This window comes from Alloalcanivorax venustensis (assembly GCF_047495515.1).
GTDB classification, from domain to species: domain Bacteria; phylum Pseudomonadota; class Gammaproteobacteria; order Pseudomonadales; family Alcanivoracaceae; genus Alloalcanivorax; species Alloalcanivorax venustensis.
Map to the genome: position 1 here is coordinate 1,167,628 of NZ_CP179934.1, position 14,751 is coordinate 1,182,378.

Genomic DNA, 14,751 nt, shown 5'->3' on the forward strand with positions numbered 1-14,751 from the left:
ATGGCCCTCCTAATACAGGTTCCGGTGAAGACGTTTCGCCTTCGAAAGTTGTTTCCAGTGGCCGGCGCCCAGGCGCCGGTCGACGGCGTCGCGTACCCGGGCTTCGGCTTCGGCAAGGCGGTCCTTGTCGCCACAGAAGTAAAGATGGGCGCCGCGCTCGAGCCATTCGCTGAGCCGGTCGACCTGTTCCAGCAGCGGGTCGGCCAGCTCCCGGCCGGGCTGTTCGACTTGAAAAACAGTGTCCACCCGCTTGAGCAGGCCGTTATCGCGCGCCTCCTGAAAGTCCAGTTGGTAAAGAAAGTCTTCTTCAAAGCGTTGTTCCGCGAACACCAGCCAGCACGGTGTATGCCGGCCCGCCGCCGCCAGGTGTTGCAGGAAAGCGCGGTAGGGCGCGATACCCGTCCCCTCGGCGATCAGCACCAGCGGTGTGTCGGGATCGTCCGGCAGATGGAAGCGCGCATTTCGATGCGGGTAGAGACGCACCGAATCGCCGGCTTGCAGATCCAGCAGGTAAGCGGAAGCGACCCCGGTTTCCCAGCGTCCGGCGAACGGATAGCGGAAGCGCTTAACGGTGAGATGCAGTTCATCGTCGAAGGCGCTCAGGGCATTGGCCAGATCATAGAGGCGGGGCTGCAATGGACGCAGCGACGCCACCAGGGCCTCGGCGTCGGGCCGCGCCGGGTAATCGCGCAGCAGGTCCAGGACTTGATGCTGTTTGAGCACGGCCCGCTGTGTCCGGGTGCCGCCGGCCGCGGCCTCGCGGAGGGCGGCGCTTTCCGTCAGCTCCGCCCAGTACTCCAGGAAACGTCCGCCGGGTATGGTCAGGTCACGGTGTTGTCGCAGTGCCTGTACCAGCGGTTGGGCCCCGCCGTCCACGGTTACCGGTTGTTCGCCGCTCAAGCCGGTGGCGTCCAGCACGGCGGCGATCAGCTCCGGAGGGTTGTCGGCGAGCACGCCTACGGCGTCGCCCGGCGCCACCGCGAAATTCGGAGCCTCCAGAGCCAATTCAAGATGGTGGATGGGGCTGGTCCTGTCCGGCGCGGTGAGACATTGGTTGACCAGGATTTCCGCTTCCAGCGGGCGCCGCTTGTCATAGACCGGCCCTCGCTTCGTGGCGCTGGCTGAAGCGGCCAGGGCGGTGGTGGATTCGCGCTTGGGCAGCTTCTCTACTAGTCGCGCCAGCCATGCCTTCGCCGGGGCTTCGAAATCCACATCGCACTCCTGGCGTTCCAGTAAGCGCTGGCCGCCCAGCTCCTCCAAACGCGCGTCGAGCTGCCGGCCGGCGGTGCAGAAGTGCTCGTAGGTGCTGTCGCCCAGGGCGAGCACCGCGAAGTTAAGCCCTTTCAGCCGGGGCGCGGTGGCGTCGTCCGCCAGTCCCTCGAAGAACGGCAATGCCGGTTCCGGCGGGTCGCCGTCGCCATGGGTGGCGGTGATCACCACCAGGTGCTTGCGCTTAACCAGCTGCCGGGGGCGCACCCGGGCCAGATCCTGGACTTCCGCCGCCACACCGGCTTCACGGCATTGTTCGCTGAATCGTTCGGCCAGCTCCCGGCTGTTGTCGGTTTCCGTGCCGTAGGCGATCAGCAGCGCCGGAGCGTCTTCCGGCTTCTGGCCCAAGCGGGCGGTGTCGGTGTTCTGGCCGGCCAGGTAACCGCTCAGCCAGAGCGCCTGCTGGTCATCCAGCTCCTCCAGCAGCGTGTGGATTCGTCGCCATTGCGTTTCCGAAAAAGGCGGCGCCAGCGCGTGCGCGGTCATCGCGGACTCCATCAATACCTGAAGCCGGCAGTATGAACGGCTGCATGATCGTCGAATAATGAAATACAATGGGGCTTAACATTCAAAATATTGATATTAAGCATGGATATCGAGCTGGCTCGCACCTTCCTGGAGATCGTCCGCTCCGGCAGCTTCATGGCCGCCGCCGAACGTCTGCACGTTACCCAGACCACCGTGACCGCGCGCGTCCACAACCTGGAGGGCCAGCTCGGCTGCCGCCTGTTCGTGCGAAACCGCAGTGGTGCCCGCCTGACCACCAATGGGGAGCAGTTCGCCACCCATGCCAGCCAGCTGGTTCGTACCTGGGACGCGGCCCGGCGTGCATTGCCGTTGCCGGAGGGCGCCGGCCAGGTGCTCACCCTGGGGGGCGAAGTCAGCCTCTGGAATCCGTGGCTGTTGAACTGGTTGTCCGCTCTGCGCGAAGCCTGTCCGAACGTTGCGGTGCGCGCCGAAGTCGGCGAGCGCACCACCTTGCATGAAAAACTGGAGCAGAGCGTGCTGGACGCCGCCCTGGTTCATCAACCTGATTACTGGCCCGGCATGCAAGTGGAACAGTTGATGGAGGAGAAGCTGATTCTGGTGCGTCGCGGTGCCGAGGAAGCGCCTTATGTCTATGTGGACTGGGGCGCCGATTTTCGCCGGCAGCATGACAGCGCCTGGCCGGAAAGAGCCCGAGCCGCGATCAATGTGGATCTGGGGCCGCTGGCGCTGCGCTATTTGTTGCGGCACGGCGGCAGCGGCTACTTTCGCACCAGGGTGGTTCAACCGTATCTGGAGAGCGGTGAACTGGAGCGGGTCCCCGCCGCGCCGGAATTCAGCTATCCGGTCTATCTGGTTTATGCACGGGAGCAGAACTCCGAGCTTACCGCTTCAGCCTTCGCAGCATTGCGCGCGTCGCTGATGGAACAGGATGAACCGCCGAAGTAGTGACGCTTCCGGATCCGCACCTGCCGTAAGCCGGCTTAAAAAAGCGGCTTTACGTCGAAATCGTCCGGGTTGACGATGCCCTCCAGGGCGCCAATCTGGTGGAAGTCCGCGGAGGTCAAAACGGTATCAATGGATGTGTCCTGAAACGCCAGATTTTTTGTGAGCTGCACTTTGTTCGGCATGCCTTTGCCGTCTATATCCATGATCCAGGCCAGAAAGCCGCCGGAGAATTTACCTAGGCTCCCGATAGGGTAGAGCCCGTAATGTTGGATATATTCGACCACAATTCGGGGGTCATAGACATCGGGCTGAGCGTGGATCCACCTGTACGCGTCCAAAGGCGGCCTTGGTGCCGCGCCGTTTCGCTCATGGGTCAGCTTGTTGACAGCCTTAATAACGGATATCAACTTGGTCTGCTCCGATAACTCCGACGCTACCTTGGCGGCGGGGTAACCACTCCCATCCAAACGCTCATTCGCGTTTTCAATGATGTCCCGGCAAGCCTTTCCAGGCTCCCAATTCAAGTCGGAGAGCTTCTTTAACAGGGTTTGAGAGTGCGTTCTGAGGATCGCTCTTTGCCTCGGGTTCATATTTACTTTCAAAGAAGGCATCTGTCTGCCGATTAAAAGCGGCTTCCCCATGTTGTGGATCAAGGCGCCGATGACTGCTTCCCGGATCAGTGCCGAGTGTGGATCCCGCGCTATCAATATGTCCGCGAAAATGCCCGATGACTGTATCGCATGACGTACCCATTCGGGTTGCCCCCTCAAGAATGAGAGTGCATAGAGCAGCTGTTTCCGGTTGCTCTTTACGCAGTCGATTAATATATCACCACATTCGAACAGCGCGTCTTCGCTGAAGATGCCGCGGTTCTTTATGAACATCATGATGACTTTGAGCTGCTGAGCGACCTTTAACACTTCTGGAACCATGGCGGGCTGCCGGGACATTTTGGACTTCTCGCTTTTACTAATACTGGTGGCCGCGGCGCCGGTTCTTTTTGCAATGAAAAGTTCCGAAGGTGTGACGTTCTCCTTCAGACCGGACCGGCTGGCGGCTTCCCGTTCGCACTCTGAGATATGTTGGAATATCTCTTTGCTCATGGTGCTGGACACGTCGATGAATTGAAGGCCGACCGCCGCGCGTCCAAGACTGCCGAACGGACGTATGTGGCGGACCCGCCCTTTCGAAAAAAGACATTCACCATTGGGGAAGGTGATGGCCAGGTCCGGCACTGTCTGCCCCACGTATAATGAAAGACTGTCTTCGATCGACATATCGGCCAGACAGCCGCCCGCGGAGAAGTTCCGAACCCTCGCCTCTATAGTCAGCTCGGCGTCGTAGGCGGAAATCGACACTCTGGCGTTCATGCCGAGTATGAACGGTATTCGCAATGCGCCGCGGCTTTCGGTCACGAACACGGACTCTGGAAGTTGGCACCGAATCAGGTATGTGTCGGCGTCCTTCTTGTGCACCTCCGCCGGAATCCGGTCAAAACTGTGCACCTCTTTTTCGTGACCCTCGGGAGTGATTCTTGCCTCGATGTCGAACGAAAAATGGCCATTCCGAAGGTAGTGCTTTAGGTCCTGTCCGGCGGAACCGACCTCCAGGAGAAGCAAGCCGGTCTTTGTGTCGAGCCCTGTTACCTCCGCCTTCAAGGAGTGGGCAAAGCGCTTGGAAAAAAGAGTTATGTCGTGCTCGTGACTTACCAGGCGCTGGATCACGGTCGCGGTATGGTTGCCATTGGAATGTGACATAACTGCGTACTCGTTTTTTATACGCCGGTGTTGGTTTTCGGGTGCTTGCAGCCACCGGTTATGCTGCCTTGGCGATTTTTGTGAACATAACGTGAAGGTAGCCTGAAAAGCGCAGCCTGAACAGTGGTTCGTACGAAAAAAGTACGACCGTTCAGGGTGTCGTGGAGAGTCCGCCACCGTTATCCTGATTCTTGAAACAGGCCCAGCGGTGCAGTGTCACCACGTCGTCGGGCTTCTCGACGGCCGACCTGCCCGCCTCTATACTCCGCTCATCCGCAGGAGAGAGGGCCGCGGGCCCCGCCGAAGGCGCAACCTCCCATAAACGCTCAGGCACAGGTACTGCGGACACCATCCAACGCCGTCTGGAGAGAGGCTGCTCACGCAGCCCACCGAAGGGGCAAGCAGACCCGCTCTGTAAACTCTCAGGTATCAGGACAGGGGGAGAGGCCATGTAAACGCAGGAGTACTGTGTGCTGACCTCTGTCTATTTGATTGCCATCATCGCCGAAGCCATGTCCGGAGCCCTGGCCGCCGGACGCCGGAACATGGATCTGTTCGGGGTCGCCGTGATCGCCTTTCTCACCGCTCTGGGTGGCGGTACCGTTCGCGACATTCTGTTGGGCAACTTCCCGGTCACCTGGACCCAGCATCCCAGCTATATCTACATGACCCTCATCGGTGGCCTGGTTACCATTGCGATCGCCCGGTTCATGCGCCACTTGCGCCAGCTGTTTCTGGTTCTCGATGCCATCGGCCTGGTCGCTTTCACCATTATCGGCTGCAATGTCGCGCTGGAGCTGGGTTATGAGCCCATCGTGGTGGTCATGTCGGGGATCACCACCGGCATCTTCGGCGGGATTATCAGGGACATTATGTGCGGCCGGGTGCCCCAGGTGCTGCGCCGGGAAATCTACGCCTGCGTCTCTCTGGTCGTGGCCTTGCTGTACCTGTTCCTGCTGCGCCAGGGCGTGGGCGAGGGCGTGACGCAACTGGCCGCGTTCAGCGTCGGCCTGCTGCTGCGCATGGTGGCGATCCGCTGGCGTGTCTCGCTGCCGGTGTTCCGTTATTCTCAGGCGCGCTGGGGTTAGGCTCTGGATGGGTGGTTCGGGAAATGGGGAGATGGTGGGCCCACCAGGACTTGAACTGCACCGGTACCTATTTGATTTTACAGGAAAAATAGATGGATCTATCCATCCTGTACCCACAAACTTACCCATGGCAGCTTAGAGGCTAACTGGTAGACTTGTCCCTTCGCATCTGCGTTTGCTAGCTCGCACTGGGGTTAGGCATCACTCTGCCACCTAAGCTAGGCTGGTTCTCTATCTGCGGAAGCCCGCTTCTCGGCCATGCCTGGAGCGAGGCAGAGCGGTTGATTCGAAGCTAGGAGCCATTCGTAGAGATGCCCCATTTTGAATGGGGAGCTCGGCTAACGCTACAAACAAAAATAAATATCCATCAAAAAGGGGGGGTAGGCGTTGTTACTACCTATAAGTCAGGCGGCTAAAAGAATTGGAAAGACAAAAGATGAGATCATTAAATTTGCCCTTCAGGGCAAATTGGATCTCTATAAAGATGTAGTGAGGGGCAGCGTTTATTCTTTCGTTGAGGGCTGGGTGGGAAAAGAATGGACAGTATCCATCACCGATCTAATATACAGGCCGGTTCCACAAGAGAACATTGTGGCCCTGGTTGTTCCTCCAGACTCTCTAGACGATCTTCAGGAACTAGAGCTTGCGCATTGCAGTTTCTTTCGGCATGGATTGTTTAAAGTAAAAAATGGTAATGCGAAAAAAATAACGACGTTAAAAAGAAATTATGTGCCCGGAAAATTAGAGGAGCTGAGTGGTGAACGTTTAACAATCGACAGTTTAGACAAAATTTCAGAAGGAGGGGTTTGTCATAGGCCAGATTCTGGTGATGCTGAAAATGATTCGCTGATATTTATTAGATCAACGCTGAGTGATCGCGCATATAAAAAACATGCTTTGCCTAGTTCTGTGGGCCTCCGGTCATTTTTGTATGCATGGAATGTGTTGTCTAGCGCGGATCGTTCGTCTATCCAGATTGTTTCTTCAAGGGAATATCTGGAATTTGAAGACCCTCATAACAAGATGAGCTTGAGCTCATATATGAGATTTTCCATAAATCGAAAATATTATCTATTATCAGTTTCCTTTCCGCGTTGGCCTACTAGAAGTCAGGATATCATCTCAGCGATACATTCGAGCATAAGAAAGGACGACTGGTGGAGCGAGCCGTTGCGTATTAGTGAAGATGCTATCGCCTATCGGCCCGGCAACGGAGTTGTATATAAGCTTGGCATTTATAATGACGCGCCAGCCACCAGCGAGATTCAAAGAAAGAAAAAATTCTATATAGAAAAACCTGACAGCATCAAGATAACGAAATCCAGTTTGTTTGTCTATGAGCCTGACTTGAGTGCACTGAGGGTACATATCGAGAATAAAAGGCATGAAGACAATAAGAACCTTGCTGCCGTTGCTCCAGCTAGCCACCCCGACTATGAGCAGGCTAAAAGTGCTGCGCTGAAATGGATTTTGGATGTAACAGGCTGTGATCTGTCATGCATGGGCACCGAGTCTAAGGTTGTTGAGTATGCCTCCGTGGCTGTGCTGGCTTGGCTCGACACTGGCGTGGGGGAGACAATTGATCTGATTGAGACTAGAAAACTGTTAATGGGAATTGGGTTGGAGAACTGGCCAGCGCAAATGCTGGCTACCTATATATCGAATCATTACCGAGGTGTAGATAGCAACGGTGGTGGTAAAAATAAGGCTTGTAGAGAGAGCCGTCTAGAGAAGTCCTGGGAAAAAACCTCAGCAAAATATGTTCTTGAGGCATGGGGCCTGTTCTCATCGCCTTCCAAGAAGAATTCTGGTGATTGGGAGAAAAAGGTTTGGGCTCAGGAAGTTGAAATAAAGATGGATGAATGGAATTTGCCTGCCCAATCAAAGCCTGCAATGAAAAAAGTAATAGGGGCGGAGTCGTTCTTTAAATTATAGTTTTTATTTGGGAAAACAAAGGGTTAGGTTGGTTGGTGCCCACCAATTTGGGCCAAAATTTGGTCTTAGGCGTCGATTCGTTATGAGTTGCTTAGGCTGCAAATGCTCACGAAGAGCTGAAGCAACTAATGACGAGGTTGGAAATGCCAGATACTAATCCGTATCAAAAGCAGCGCTACGAAAGCACTGGATTCGTAGGCGAACAGATCCACCAAACCAGAGATTATCAGATTATCCGAAGGCCCGAGGTCGAGCGGCTGACAGGGCTATCCCGGTCCACCATCTATGCGAAGATGGACCCAGATTCTCTCTACTTTGACCCCGAATGGCCCAAAAAAGTAAGCCTTGGGCGAAGATCTGTGGGCTGGTATAGGCATGAGATCATCGAATGGGTTGAGTCCCGAACGACTTCTGCAGCACGGGAGGCTTGATCATGGCATATCCGATGACAGGCAAGATCAACGCTGCTGCATTTTGCCAATTTATCCCTCTCTTGGGTGAGGCCGTGCGGCAGGCTCACCAGAATTATCAGTCTCCTTCCCGGCTTTGCTTGTTGGGGGGGCTGGCAGCTATATCGTCAGCCATTCAGCCTCTAGCTGATGTCGTCATGCCTTATGGCGCTACTGTGCCGCTTAGCCTTTTCCTTTTGGGGATTGCCAAATCCGGGGAGCGTAAATCAGCAGTTGAGCATAGGTTCATGCAGCAGATCAGGGCCATCGAAGAAACCCTCGAAGCTGACCACAAAAATAGAATGGCTGATTATAATGTTCGACTTCATCAGTGGAAAGGGCATAGAAAGCGCCTCGAAAAGATACTGGCCAAGGAGGAGCTTGAGTATTCGGAGCGCAAACGTGTCAGCGAAGAATTAGTCGAGCATTGGAAAGAGGAGCCCGAAAAGCCTCAACGGGGTCGGATTATCTATGAAGACATCTCTCCCATAGCAATGTTGGCAGCACTGAATGAGGCGAAAGTAGGGGCTCTGGTTTCTAGCGAGGGGGGTATTGTCGTAGATGGAAAATCTTTTGATGGCGTGCCGTACTTCAATTCACTCTGGAGTGGTGAGTCCGTCAGGGTTTCTCGGATGGGAAAGCCTACCCTTCAAATCAATGACGCGCGGCTGATGATATCGGTCATGCTTCAACCAGACATCTTTGGCCCTCATACGGGTAAGAAGGGCGACAAAGTTCGAGGATCAGGCCATTGGGCTAGATATCTGGTGTTCAACCCAGAGTCGACTCAGGGAACGCGATTTTCCAAAAAGCAAGCCAATTCCTGGGAGCACATGGAGCGCTTTGATCATCGAATTTCCCAGATACTGGATAGGGCCAGAATGGCCAGGGTCGTTGGCAATCCAGAGCGAGAAAAAATCCTATTCTCGCCGGAAGCCGCCTCGCTCTGGTTTGATCTCGCTGACGAAATCGAAGATGGAATTCGGTCAGGTGGGAAGTATGAAAATGCCTCTGATCACGCCTCCAAGCTGGCAGAGAATATGGCACGGGTTGCTGCATTGCTCCACTATTTCGAAGGTTTCGAGGGGCAGATCTCTGCCAACACCCTTCGGGTGGCAGCGGATATCTGCAATGAGTGTTCTCAGGACTTTATCGGCCTGTTCGTTCCGGTGCCTGAAGAGATTTCGGATGCAGAAGAGCTAAGAAGTATGATGCGAAGGATGTGTAACGACGGTTATCGCATCGTTAAGAAGAACTATCTCCGGCAACGCTGCCCCAACAGCCTTAGGAGCGGAGGGCGGTTCTACAAGGCTTTAGATGTTCTCGCTAGGGAGGGTGCCATCAGGCCTATGCAGGACACTAGGAACATCGTTTACATCGATATGGCGCCAGGCCTGGCTTTACCTTGGGATTTCCCTCTTTGGTATTGCTGAAAGGGTGACCGCCATTCCCGGTCGGCGAACTGGGAATGGCGGTATGGCGCTCATTTCGGGTGCAGGTCACGGTCAGAGAGCCGTTGGCGTCCCTGTTTCAGCTCCCTGTATCCTGGCCCTCGCACAATCCGTAACGATCGTGTTTTTGTATTCTTTTTCACTCTTAGGCTTTGCCGTTCCTTTCCGAAGTAGGAAATCAGGGTGTCCAAGTTGTGTTGCTGGAGCGAATCACCCGGCCGGAACGCCCCTATAGCCAAGTGGTCCTCATGTATCCCCAGTCTGCTAGCGAGCTGGTGCCTGGCACTGGCGCTGTTCACGTTGAAGCCGCTGCCGTCCCCCTTCGTGACCACCTTGATCCAGTAGTTAAGGATGTATTTCCCTTTGAGCATATCCTTGTGTACCAGGTCGCCGTCATAGATGAAATAGCCGTGCCAATGGTATCCCTTCTCTGGCCCATATTCGATCTTCAGGACCGCTAGCACCAGCCCGCCGAAATGACGCTTATTGTGCCGCATGTTTCTCACCATTCGGTCTAGATCCGATGAGATACGGTCGGGGGTGACCGTGGGCCTGACTGATTGAAGATAGTTGCCGTCGACACGTATCAGGCGTGCTCGTCTGCATAAAGAGAGAGCGTCCTTCACAGCCGCGTCAATGGCTTCAACGCGCCTCTGTCTCCTGACCCTGAGGTTGCGTCTGTATCTCCGCATCTGGGGCGTGATAAGCCACTGCCTGATCTGTCGCAGGTACTTAAGGTAGTGCTCATGTACTGTCTTCCCATCTATGTTGGTGTGCAAAGGGAGCCCTGCCAGTGCGCCAACACCCATCCTCTCGTTTACTCCAAGTAGAACGTCAATATCGCGATCAATCTCATAGCCTGAAAAGTAGTCCCTGGTGAGCAACGCGCAGGACTCCACCAGCCGCGTCTTCTCGTTGCGGATGCGCTTTATCAACCCCTGGCCGGTTTCCTGGCGTCGGCTGATAACCAGTCGCTTCTTGTGGAGTAGTTCGTCAAGCAGTTTGGTAACGTCCCGCAGCGCCTCCGCCGAATGCGGTGGATTCACGAGGTAGGTGGTGTCCGCGTTGTCGTTTGGGTTGTAGACGTCCAGACCCTTGTCTCGGGTTAGATGGAAGTGGCTTAGAGCATCAAGTTGGCGCTGCGCTTCAGGCGATATGTGGTGCTGTTCGCACATACCTGTCTCCAGATTCCGATGGTTTGGTGAGATCGCTGGGTAGTCAGAACAGGCCATTGAGGAGGGGGGCTTTTACAGATAAGCGGGGTAGAGCAGCCATCATTTATATTAATCAAAGTTAAAGAATAGATAGGTCCTGGGTTTCGATGGGCCTGTGTGGTTCTGAGATCCCCATGAATGCTGGTTTCCCCTCTCTATACTATAGGGATCCGGTGTACGTTCTTACGCAGCGGGCTGAGCACTGGTAAAAGGCCTGACCTGCCGTCGGGCATGGGCCGATATTGGTGCGGTCAGATAAAGGGATAGAGTAAAATGCCGCTATTTCCGCTACACGTAGCGGAAATAGCAGGTTTTCTTAAAGAGATACCGTGGTTTTCCGGTTTCTTCGCTGATTGTCTGGCTGGCCCTGTGCCCCGATTATGGAGAGGCATCGAATGCGATTCATGCGTCTATCGGAAGTGATTGCTATAACCGGGCTTTGCCGGTCCTCTATTTACAATCGAATGGCGCTCGGCCAATTCCCAAGATCCGTTTCTTTGGGTGGGCGCGCTGTTGCCTGGGTGTCGGACGAGGTCGACCACTGGATGGCGGCCAGGATAGAGGAGCGGGATAGTCACAAAAGCAGTGACTAACCTGCCTTATCTGCGCCGATTCGCGACCTGTTCGTCCGTTCAGTCTTCACCCTCCACCGCCAACCGCCTAAGCTCTGCCCCGGACAGGACGTCATCTTGGGGGAAGTCGTGTTCGACATTATTGGAGATATCCACGGTCACGCCGGGCCGTTGAAGCGGCTGCTGGATCGGCTGGGCTATGTGGAGTCCGCCGGCGTGTGGCGCCACTCTTCCCGCCGCGCACTTTTCCTGGGCGATTACATCGACCGGGGGCCGGAGCAGGTGGAGGTGGTGCGCATCGTGCGCGCCATGGTGGATGCCGGCGAGGCGCTGGCGATCATGGGTAACCACGAATTCAATGCCGTGGCTTGGGCTACGCCTGACCCGCACCAGGCCGGCGCCTACCTGCGCCCGCATTCCGCCAAGAACCGACACCAACACAGGGCATTTCTTGACCAGGTGGAAGAGGACTCCCGCCTCCACCACGAGATGCTGGACTGGTTCCGAACCCTGCCGCTCTATCTGGACCTCCCGGAACTTCGTGCCGTCCATGCCTGCTGGCACCCGGAGCAGCTAGGGCAGCTCAGGCCCTATCTGGACCGTGGCGGTCGGTTGCGCGACGACGCCTGGGTCGCCGCTGCCACCAAAGGCGAGCCTCTGTTCGAGGCGGTGGAAACCGTTCTCAAAGGCCTAGAGGTGACATTGCCGGACGGCGCGCGGCTTTCCACGACAAGGACGGCCACCCACGCCGTGAGATCCGCACGCGTTGGTGGCAAGACTCGCCTGCCAGCTATCGAGAGCTGGCTCTGGTTCCCGAGGCCACCCTGGCCAGCGTCCCGGATACGCCCGTCGCCGATGGGCTGCTGCCTGGTTATGACGGCGAGAAGCCGGTTTTCATTGGTCATTATTGGTTGCGTGGCGAGCCGCGCCCGCTCACGGCGGACGTGGCTTGCCTTGATTACAGCGTCGCGGCCCGGCAAGGGGGCCGGTTGGCGGCGTATCGGTGGGATGGCCGCCAGCCGTTGAGCCCGGAGAGGTTCACCTGGGTGGAGGCCTGATAAACGCCGCCGGAGAGGCGGTAATGGAAGTTGATAACCATAAAAAGGAGAACGCAATGAAGGTGTTTAATGCACTCGGCAAAACGCTCTGGGCCGTGCCTTTGGTTTTGGGGCTGGCGGCCTGTGGTGGCGACAGTAGCGATTCGAACGGCATGCTGCCCGACACGAGCGACCCGGCGCCAGAGGGCTTTTACGCGGGGACCAGTGACCTTGGCGCGCAACTGATCGGCGTGGTGCTGGATAATGGTGATTACTACGTCCTTTACGGCGAGGACAGTGGCGGCATGTATCAGCTTCAAGGGGTTGTTCAAGGCCGGGGCACCGCGCGCGGCGACCGCTTCACTTCCTCAAACGCCCGAGACTTCAACTTCGTGGACGGCCAGGTCTATGAAGGCAGCCTGGATGCGACCTTTACGCGCAAGCAGAACCTTACCGGTGAAGTCGTGGAGGACGGAAGCGGGGACGAGGTCGGGTTCAGCTTGGCCTATGAAGACAGTTACGAGCAGACTCCGGACCTGACCGAGGATGCTGGCACCTATGAGGGTACGGCCCTGAACCCGGGCGGCCAGGGCGATGCCGAGGTTGATATCGATACTCAGGGCAACTTCTCAGGCGTGGACGAGTTCGGATGCACGTTCAACGGCACAGTGGCCGCCCGCGAAAGTGGGGACGTCTATAAACTGAACGTAACGTTTGACGGTGGTACCTGTACCTATGATGGAGAGACACTGCAGGGCATCGCGATTGCGCAGGATGGGGATCTGATTGCCGTGGCGCCCACTGCGGATCGGACCGGCGGTATCTTCTTTATCGGTCAGATCCCGCCCGTGATTTGATAGTTGACCGGCCCCGTTCAGCCGGGGCCGGCTACTTACTTTGCGCGGCTAAGTCTCAGGCCGCTTTGCCACGGCAAGCCAGTTTGCCCGCACGTACGAGTGAAGTTAGTTCACCTGCAGCCGAGCGAGCACTTCTTTCAGGTTGGGCTTCCAAGCGTTGTGCCCATTGATGAGATCGGAAAAATCGATGCTTCGGACCGAATCATACGAACAGGATGCGGGGCCGAGACCAGCGGGCTTCGATATGCGTACGTTCGCCCATTGATAGAGACCTCGAAGTATCTGGTCCTTGTTGGAGTAGCAGTTATAAATCCCATCTGAGACGGCAGACGCAGCCGAATCCCAGGATTCGACATCAGTTCGCCCAACCGCACCGCCCATGAGAATGGCTTTATCAACAAAGCGCTTCTCGGGATCTTTGGTGGCCAGGGCCCGCAGCGCAAAGAAAACCACGCGGGCACCCAGAGAGTGACCCATGAGAGTGAATGTCTGCCCTTCCGTGCGGCTTATGGCTTCGGCCAGCAAAGTACCGGCCTTTTGGGCGTTTAGCATCGCTGAGTGCCAAGGATTGCTGGCAATTTCACTCGCCGTGAGAGCATGGCCAACCAAGGACACGCTCTTGGCCGTTTGTTTTGACCCAAAGCCGGCTGCTTTGGCGGCCATAGACCTTGACATCCAGTACCCTCCAGTGCCTGAGAAGGTCTTGCCTAGTTTAAGCATTGTTTTGGATTCCCAGGACAAATACCAGAGCCCACTGTCCTCGGAATAACCTTCCAGACCTTCGCACCAGTCATGGCCGTCTTTATCTTCCTCCGTCATAAAGCCGTTTACGACGACTATCCGGTGGCCGCTGTCCTTTACGGGAGCCCGTCGATAAAAGAAGCCGTAGTCCGGGATGTCCTTAAGGTAGGAATTGGCGATGCCGAAACCGGCACGTCCTCCCAGCCCTGCCCCGGTGGCTGTGATAATACTAAATCCCGCAGGTCCGATGGCGGACAACGAGGCGCTGGTGAGCGCTGCCCCACTCAGGCTTGAAATTGCCGTTCCCGTACTGGCGGCACCTAGAATGCCGGCGGATCCCAAAGCCGCTGCTATACCGGGAGCCACGAAGGCAGCGCCGGTGCCGACAGCCGCCATGCCACCGAAGATGATGCTGGCGTTCTTGGCGAGTCCGTAGAGGTTGCGCGATTTGGGCTCCATCAATCGCCTGAACTCACCGAGCTCTCTGATTTTATCGTGGGCGCGCTCGAAGTTCGGTATGCTGCCGTCATGTTCTGCGCAAAGCTCGTGGTTCCAGTTATCTTTAAGGAGCTTAGCGATCCTGCTTTTTTTGTTCTCGGATGGCTCTGAATCCTCTGTCTTTGAGACAGCTTTGGCCATGTTCTTACAGTACCGGCACCGTATTGTATTCAGCTCACAGTTTTGACAGACGTATATAGACCGGCCCACGGTGGGTTTAACGCTAAAAACATGATCGCCATGTGTGCCGCACCAAGAACACCATGAGGTGAGGGTCTTGGCCGGTTCCTCTGTGATCTTGTCACGAATACCATCATAGACTCCTTCTACGGTGTTCCTACCGATCTCATAGGCGCCTTCCGCGCGGTCCTTTGCTTCATCGTAGACTTGGCCAGCGGCCCGTTGGGCAGCAGTTAGGCCTTTTTTGGCTTTATCGAGCACGATTTATC

12 protein-coding genes and 2 riboswitches are annotated in these 14,751 nt (G+C 56.2%); of the genes, 8 read left to right on the forward strand and 4 right to left on the reverse strand.

Going from position 1 to position 14,751, the window contains the following annotated elements; translation table 11 throughout:
* Positions 1-9 precede the first annotated feature (9 nt).
* Positions 10-1,755, reverse strand: a complete 1,746-nt coding sequence (locus ACMG4O_RS05605) for a sulfite reductase flavoprotein subunit alpha (RefSeq protein ID WP_414434586.1) — start codon at positions 1,753-1,755, stop codon at positions 10-12.
* A gap of 102 nt (positions 1,756-1,857) precedes the next feature.
* Between ACMG4O_RS05605 and ACMG4O_RS05610 the strand changes: the two genes are divergently transcribed.
* Positions 1,858-2,703 carry a LysR family transcriptional regulator gene (locus ACMG4O_RS05610; RefSeq protein ID WP_194855552.1) on the forward strand — a complete coding sequence of 282 codons (846 nt, stop codon included), beginning with the start codon at positions 1,858-1,860 and terminating at the stop codon, positions 2,701-2,703.
* Positions 2,704-2,738: 35 nt separating this feature from the next.
* Here the strand turns inward: ACMG4O_RS05610 and ACMG4O_RS05615 are convergent, their stop codons facing one another.
* Complete coding sequence (locus ACMG4O_RS05615; RefSeq protein WP_414434587.1) at positions 2,739-4,460, reverse strand: HD domain-containing phosphohydrolase; 1,722 nt, start codon at positions 4,458-4,460, stop codon at positions 2,739-2,741.
* A gap of 266 nt (positions 4,461-4,726) precedes the next feature.
* Positions 4,727-4,812: riboswitch (glycine riboswitch) on the forward strand.
* Positions 4,813-4,908: riboswitch (glycine riboswitch) on the forward strand.
* A gap of 22 nt (positions 4,909-4,930) precedes the next feature.
* Here ACMG4O_RS05615 and ACMG4O_RS05620 point away from each other — a divergent pair.
* The 4 genes from ACMG4O_RS05620 (at position 4,931) to ACMG4O_RS05635 (ending at position 9,365) form a co-directional block, all read left to right on the forward strand.
* Positions 4,931-5,548, forward strand: a complete 618-nt coding sequence (locus tag ACMG4O_RS05620) for a trimeric intracellular cation channel family protein (protein WP_339855473.1) — start codon at positions 4,931-4,933, stop codon at positions 5,546-5,548.
* Positions 5,549-5,935: 387 nt separating this feature from the next.
* A complete protein-coding gene (locus ACMG4O_RS05625; protein ID WP_414434588.1) occupies positions 5,936-7,483 on the forward strand; it encodes a hypothetical protein in 1,548 nt (515 codons plus the stop codon).
* Positions 7,484-7,626: 143 nt separating this feature from the next.
* Positions 7,627-7,914, forward strand: a complete 288-nt coding sequence (locus ACMG4O_RS05630; protein ID WP_414434589.1) for a helix-turn-helix transcriptional regulator — start codon at positions 7,627-7,629, stop codon at positions 7,912-7,914.
* Between the two features lie 2 nt (positions 7,915-7,916).
* A complete protein-coding gene (locus ACMG4O_RS05635) occupies positions 7,917-9,365 on the forward strand; it encodes a YfjI family protein (RefSeq protein WP_414434590.1) in 1,449 nt (482 codons plus the stop codon).
* A 50-nt stretch (positions 9,366-9,415) separates the two neighbouring features.
* Here ACMG4O_RS05635 and ACMG4O_RS05640 read toward each other — a convergent pair whose 3' ends face one another.
* Positions 9,416-10,558: a hypothetical protein gene (locus ACMG4O_RS05640; protein ID WP_414434591.1), complete on the reverse strand. Its 1,143-nt coding sequence runs from the start codon at positions 10,556-10,558 to the stop codon at positions 9,416-9,418.
* A 443-nt stretch (positions 10,559-11,001) separates the two neighbouring features.
* Here ACMG4O_RS05640 and ACMG4O_RS05645 point away from each other — a divergent pair, with 443 nt between their 5' ends.
* The 3 genes from ACMG4O_RS05645 (at position 11,002) to ACMG4O_RS05655 (ending at position 13,063) form a co-directional block, all read left to right on the forward strand.
* The gene (locus ACMG4O_RS05645) at positions 11,002-11,190 is read left to right on the forward strand and encodes a helix-turn-helix transcriptional regulator (protein ID WP_228547964.1); all 189 of its coding nucleotides are present in this window, start codon (positions 11,002-11,004) and stop codon (positions 11,188-11,190) included.
* Between the two features lie 108 nt (positions 11,191-11,298).
* On the forward strand, positions 11,299-12,195 hold the full coding sequence (locus ACMG4O_RS05650) for a metallophosphoesterase (protein WP_414434592.1): 897 nt from the start codon (positions 11,299-11,301) through the stop codon (positions 12,193-12,195).
* Between the two features lie 55 nt (positions 12,196-12,250).
* Positions 12,251-13,063, forward strand: coding sequence for a hypothetical protein (locus ACMG4O_RS05655; protein WP_414434593.1), 813 nt, complete (start codon positions 12,251-12,253; stop codon positions 13,061-13,063).
* A gap of 105 nt (positions 13,064-13,168) precedes the next feature.
* Here ACMG4O_RS05655 and ACMG4O_RS05660 read toward each other — a convergent pair whose 3' ends face one another.
* Positions 13,169-14,743, reverse strand: coding sequence for a DUF726 domain-containing protein (locus ACMG4O_RS05660; RefSeq protein ID WP_414434594.1), 1,575 nt, complete (start codon positions 14,741-14,743; stop codon positions 13,169-13,171).
* Positions 14,744-14,751: the final 8 nt, after the last annotated feature.

Coding starts and splice junctions, on each gene's coding strand:
- ACMG4O_RS05655 (WP_414434593.1), top strand. CDS start 12,251: ATGGAAGTTGATAACCATAAAAAGGAGAACGCAATGAAGGTGTTTAAT.
- ACMG4O_RS05645 (WP_228547964.1), top strand. CDS start 11,002: ATGCGTCTATCGGAAGTGATTGCTATAACCGGGCTTTGCCGGTCCTCT.
- ACMG4O_RS05605 (WP_414434586.1), bottom strand. CDS start 1,755: ATGACCGCGCACGCGCTGGCGCCGCCTTTTTCGGAAACGCAATGGCGA.
- ACMG4O_RS05630 (WP_414434589.1), top strand. CDS start 7,627: ATGCCAGATACTAATCCGTATCAAAAGCAGCGCTACGAAAGCACTGGA.
- ACMG4O_RS05635 (WP_414434590.1), top strand. CDS start 7,917: ATGGCATATCCGATGACAGGCAAGATCAACGCTGCTGCATTTTGCCAA.
- ACMG4O_RS05610 (WP_194855552.1), top strand. CDS start 1,858: ATGGATATCGAGCTGGCTCGCACCTTCCTGGAGATCGTCCGCTCCGGC.
- ACMG4O_RS05615 (WP_414434587.1), bottom strand. CDS start 4,460: ATGTCACATTCCAATGGCAACCATACCGCGACCGTGATCCAGCGCCTG.
- ACMG4O_RS05640 (WP_414434591.1), bottom strand. CDS start 10,558: ATGTGCGAACAGCACCACATATCGCCTGAAGCGCAGCGCCAACTTGAT.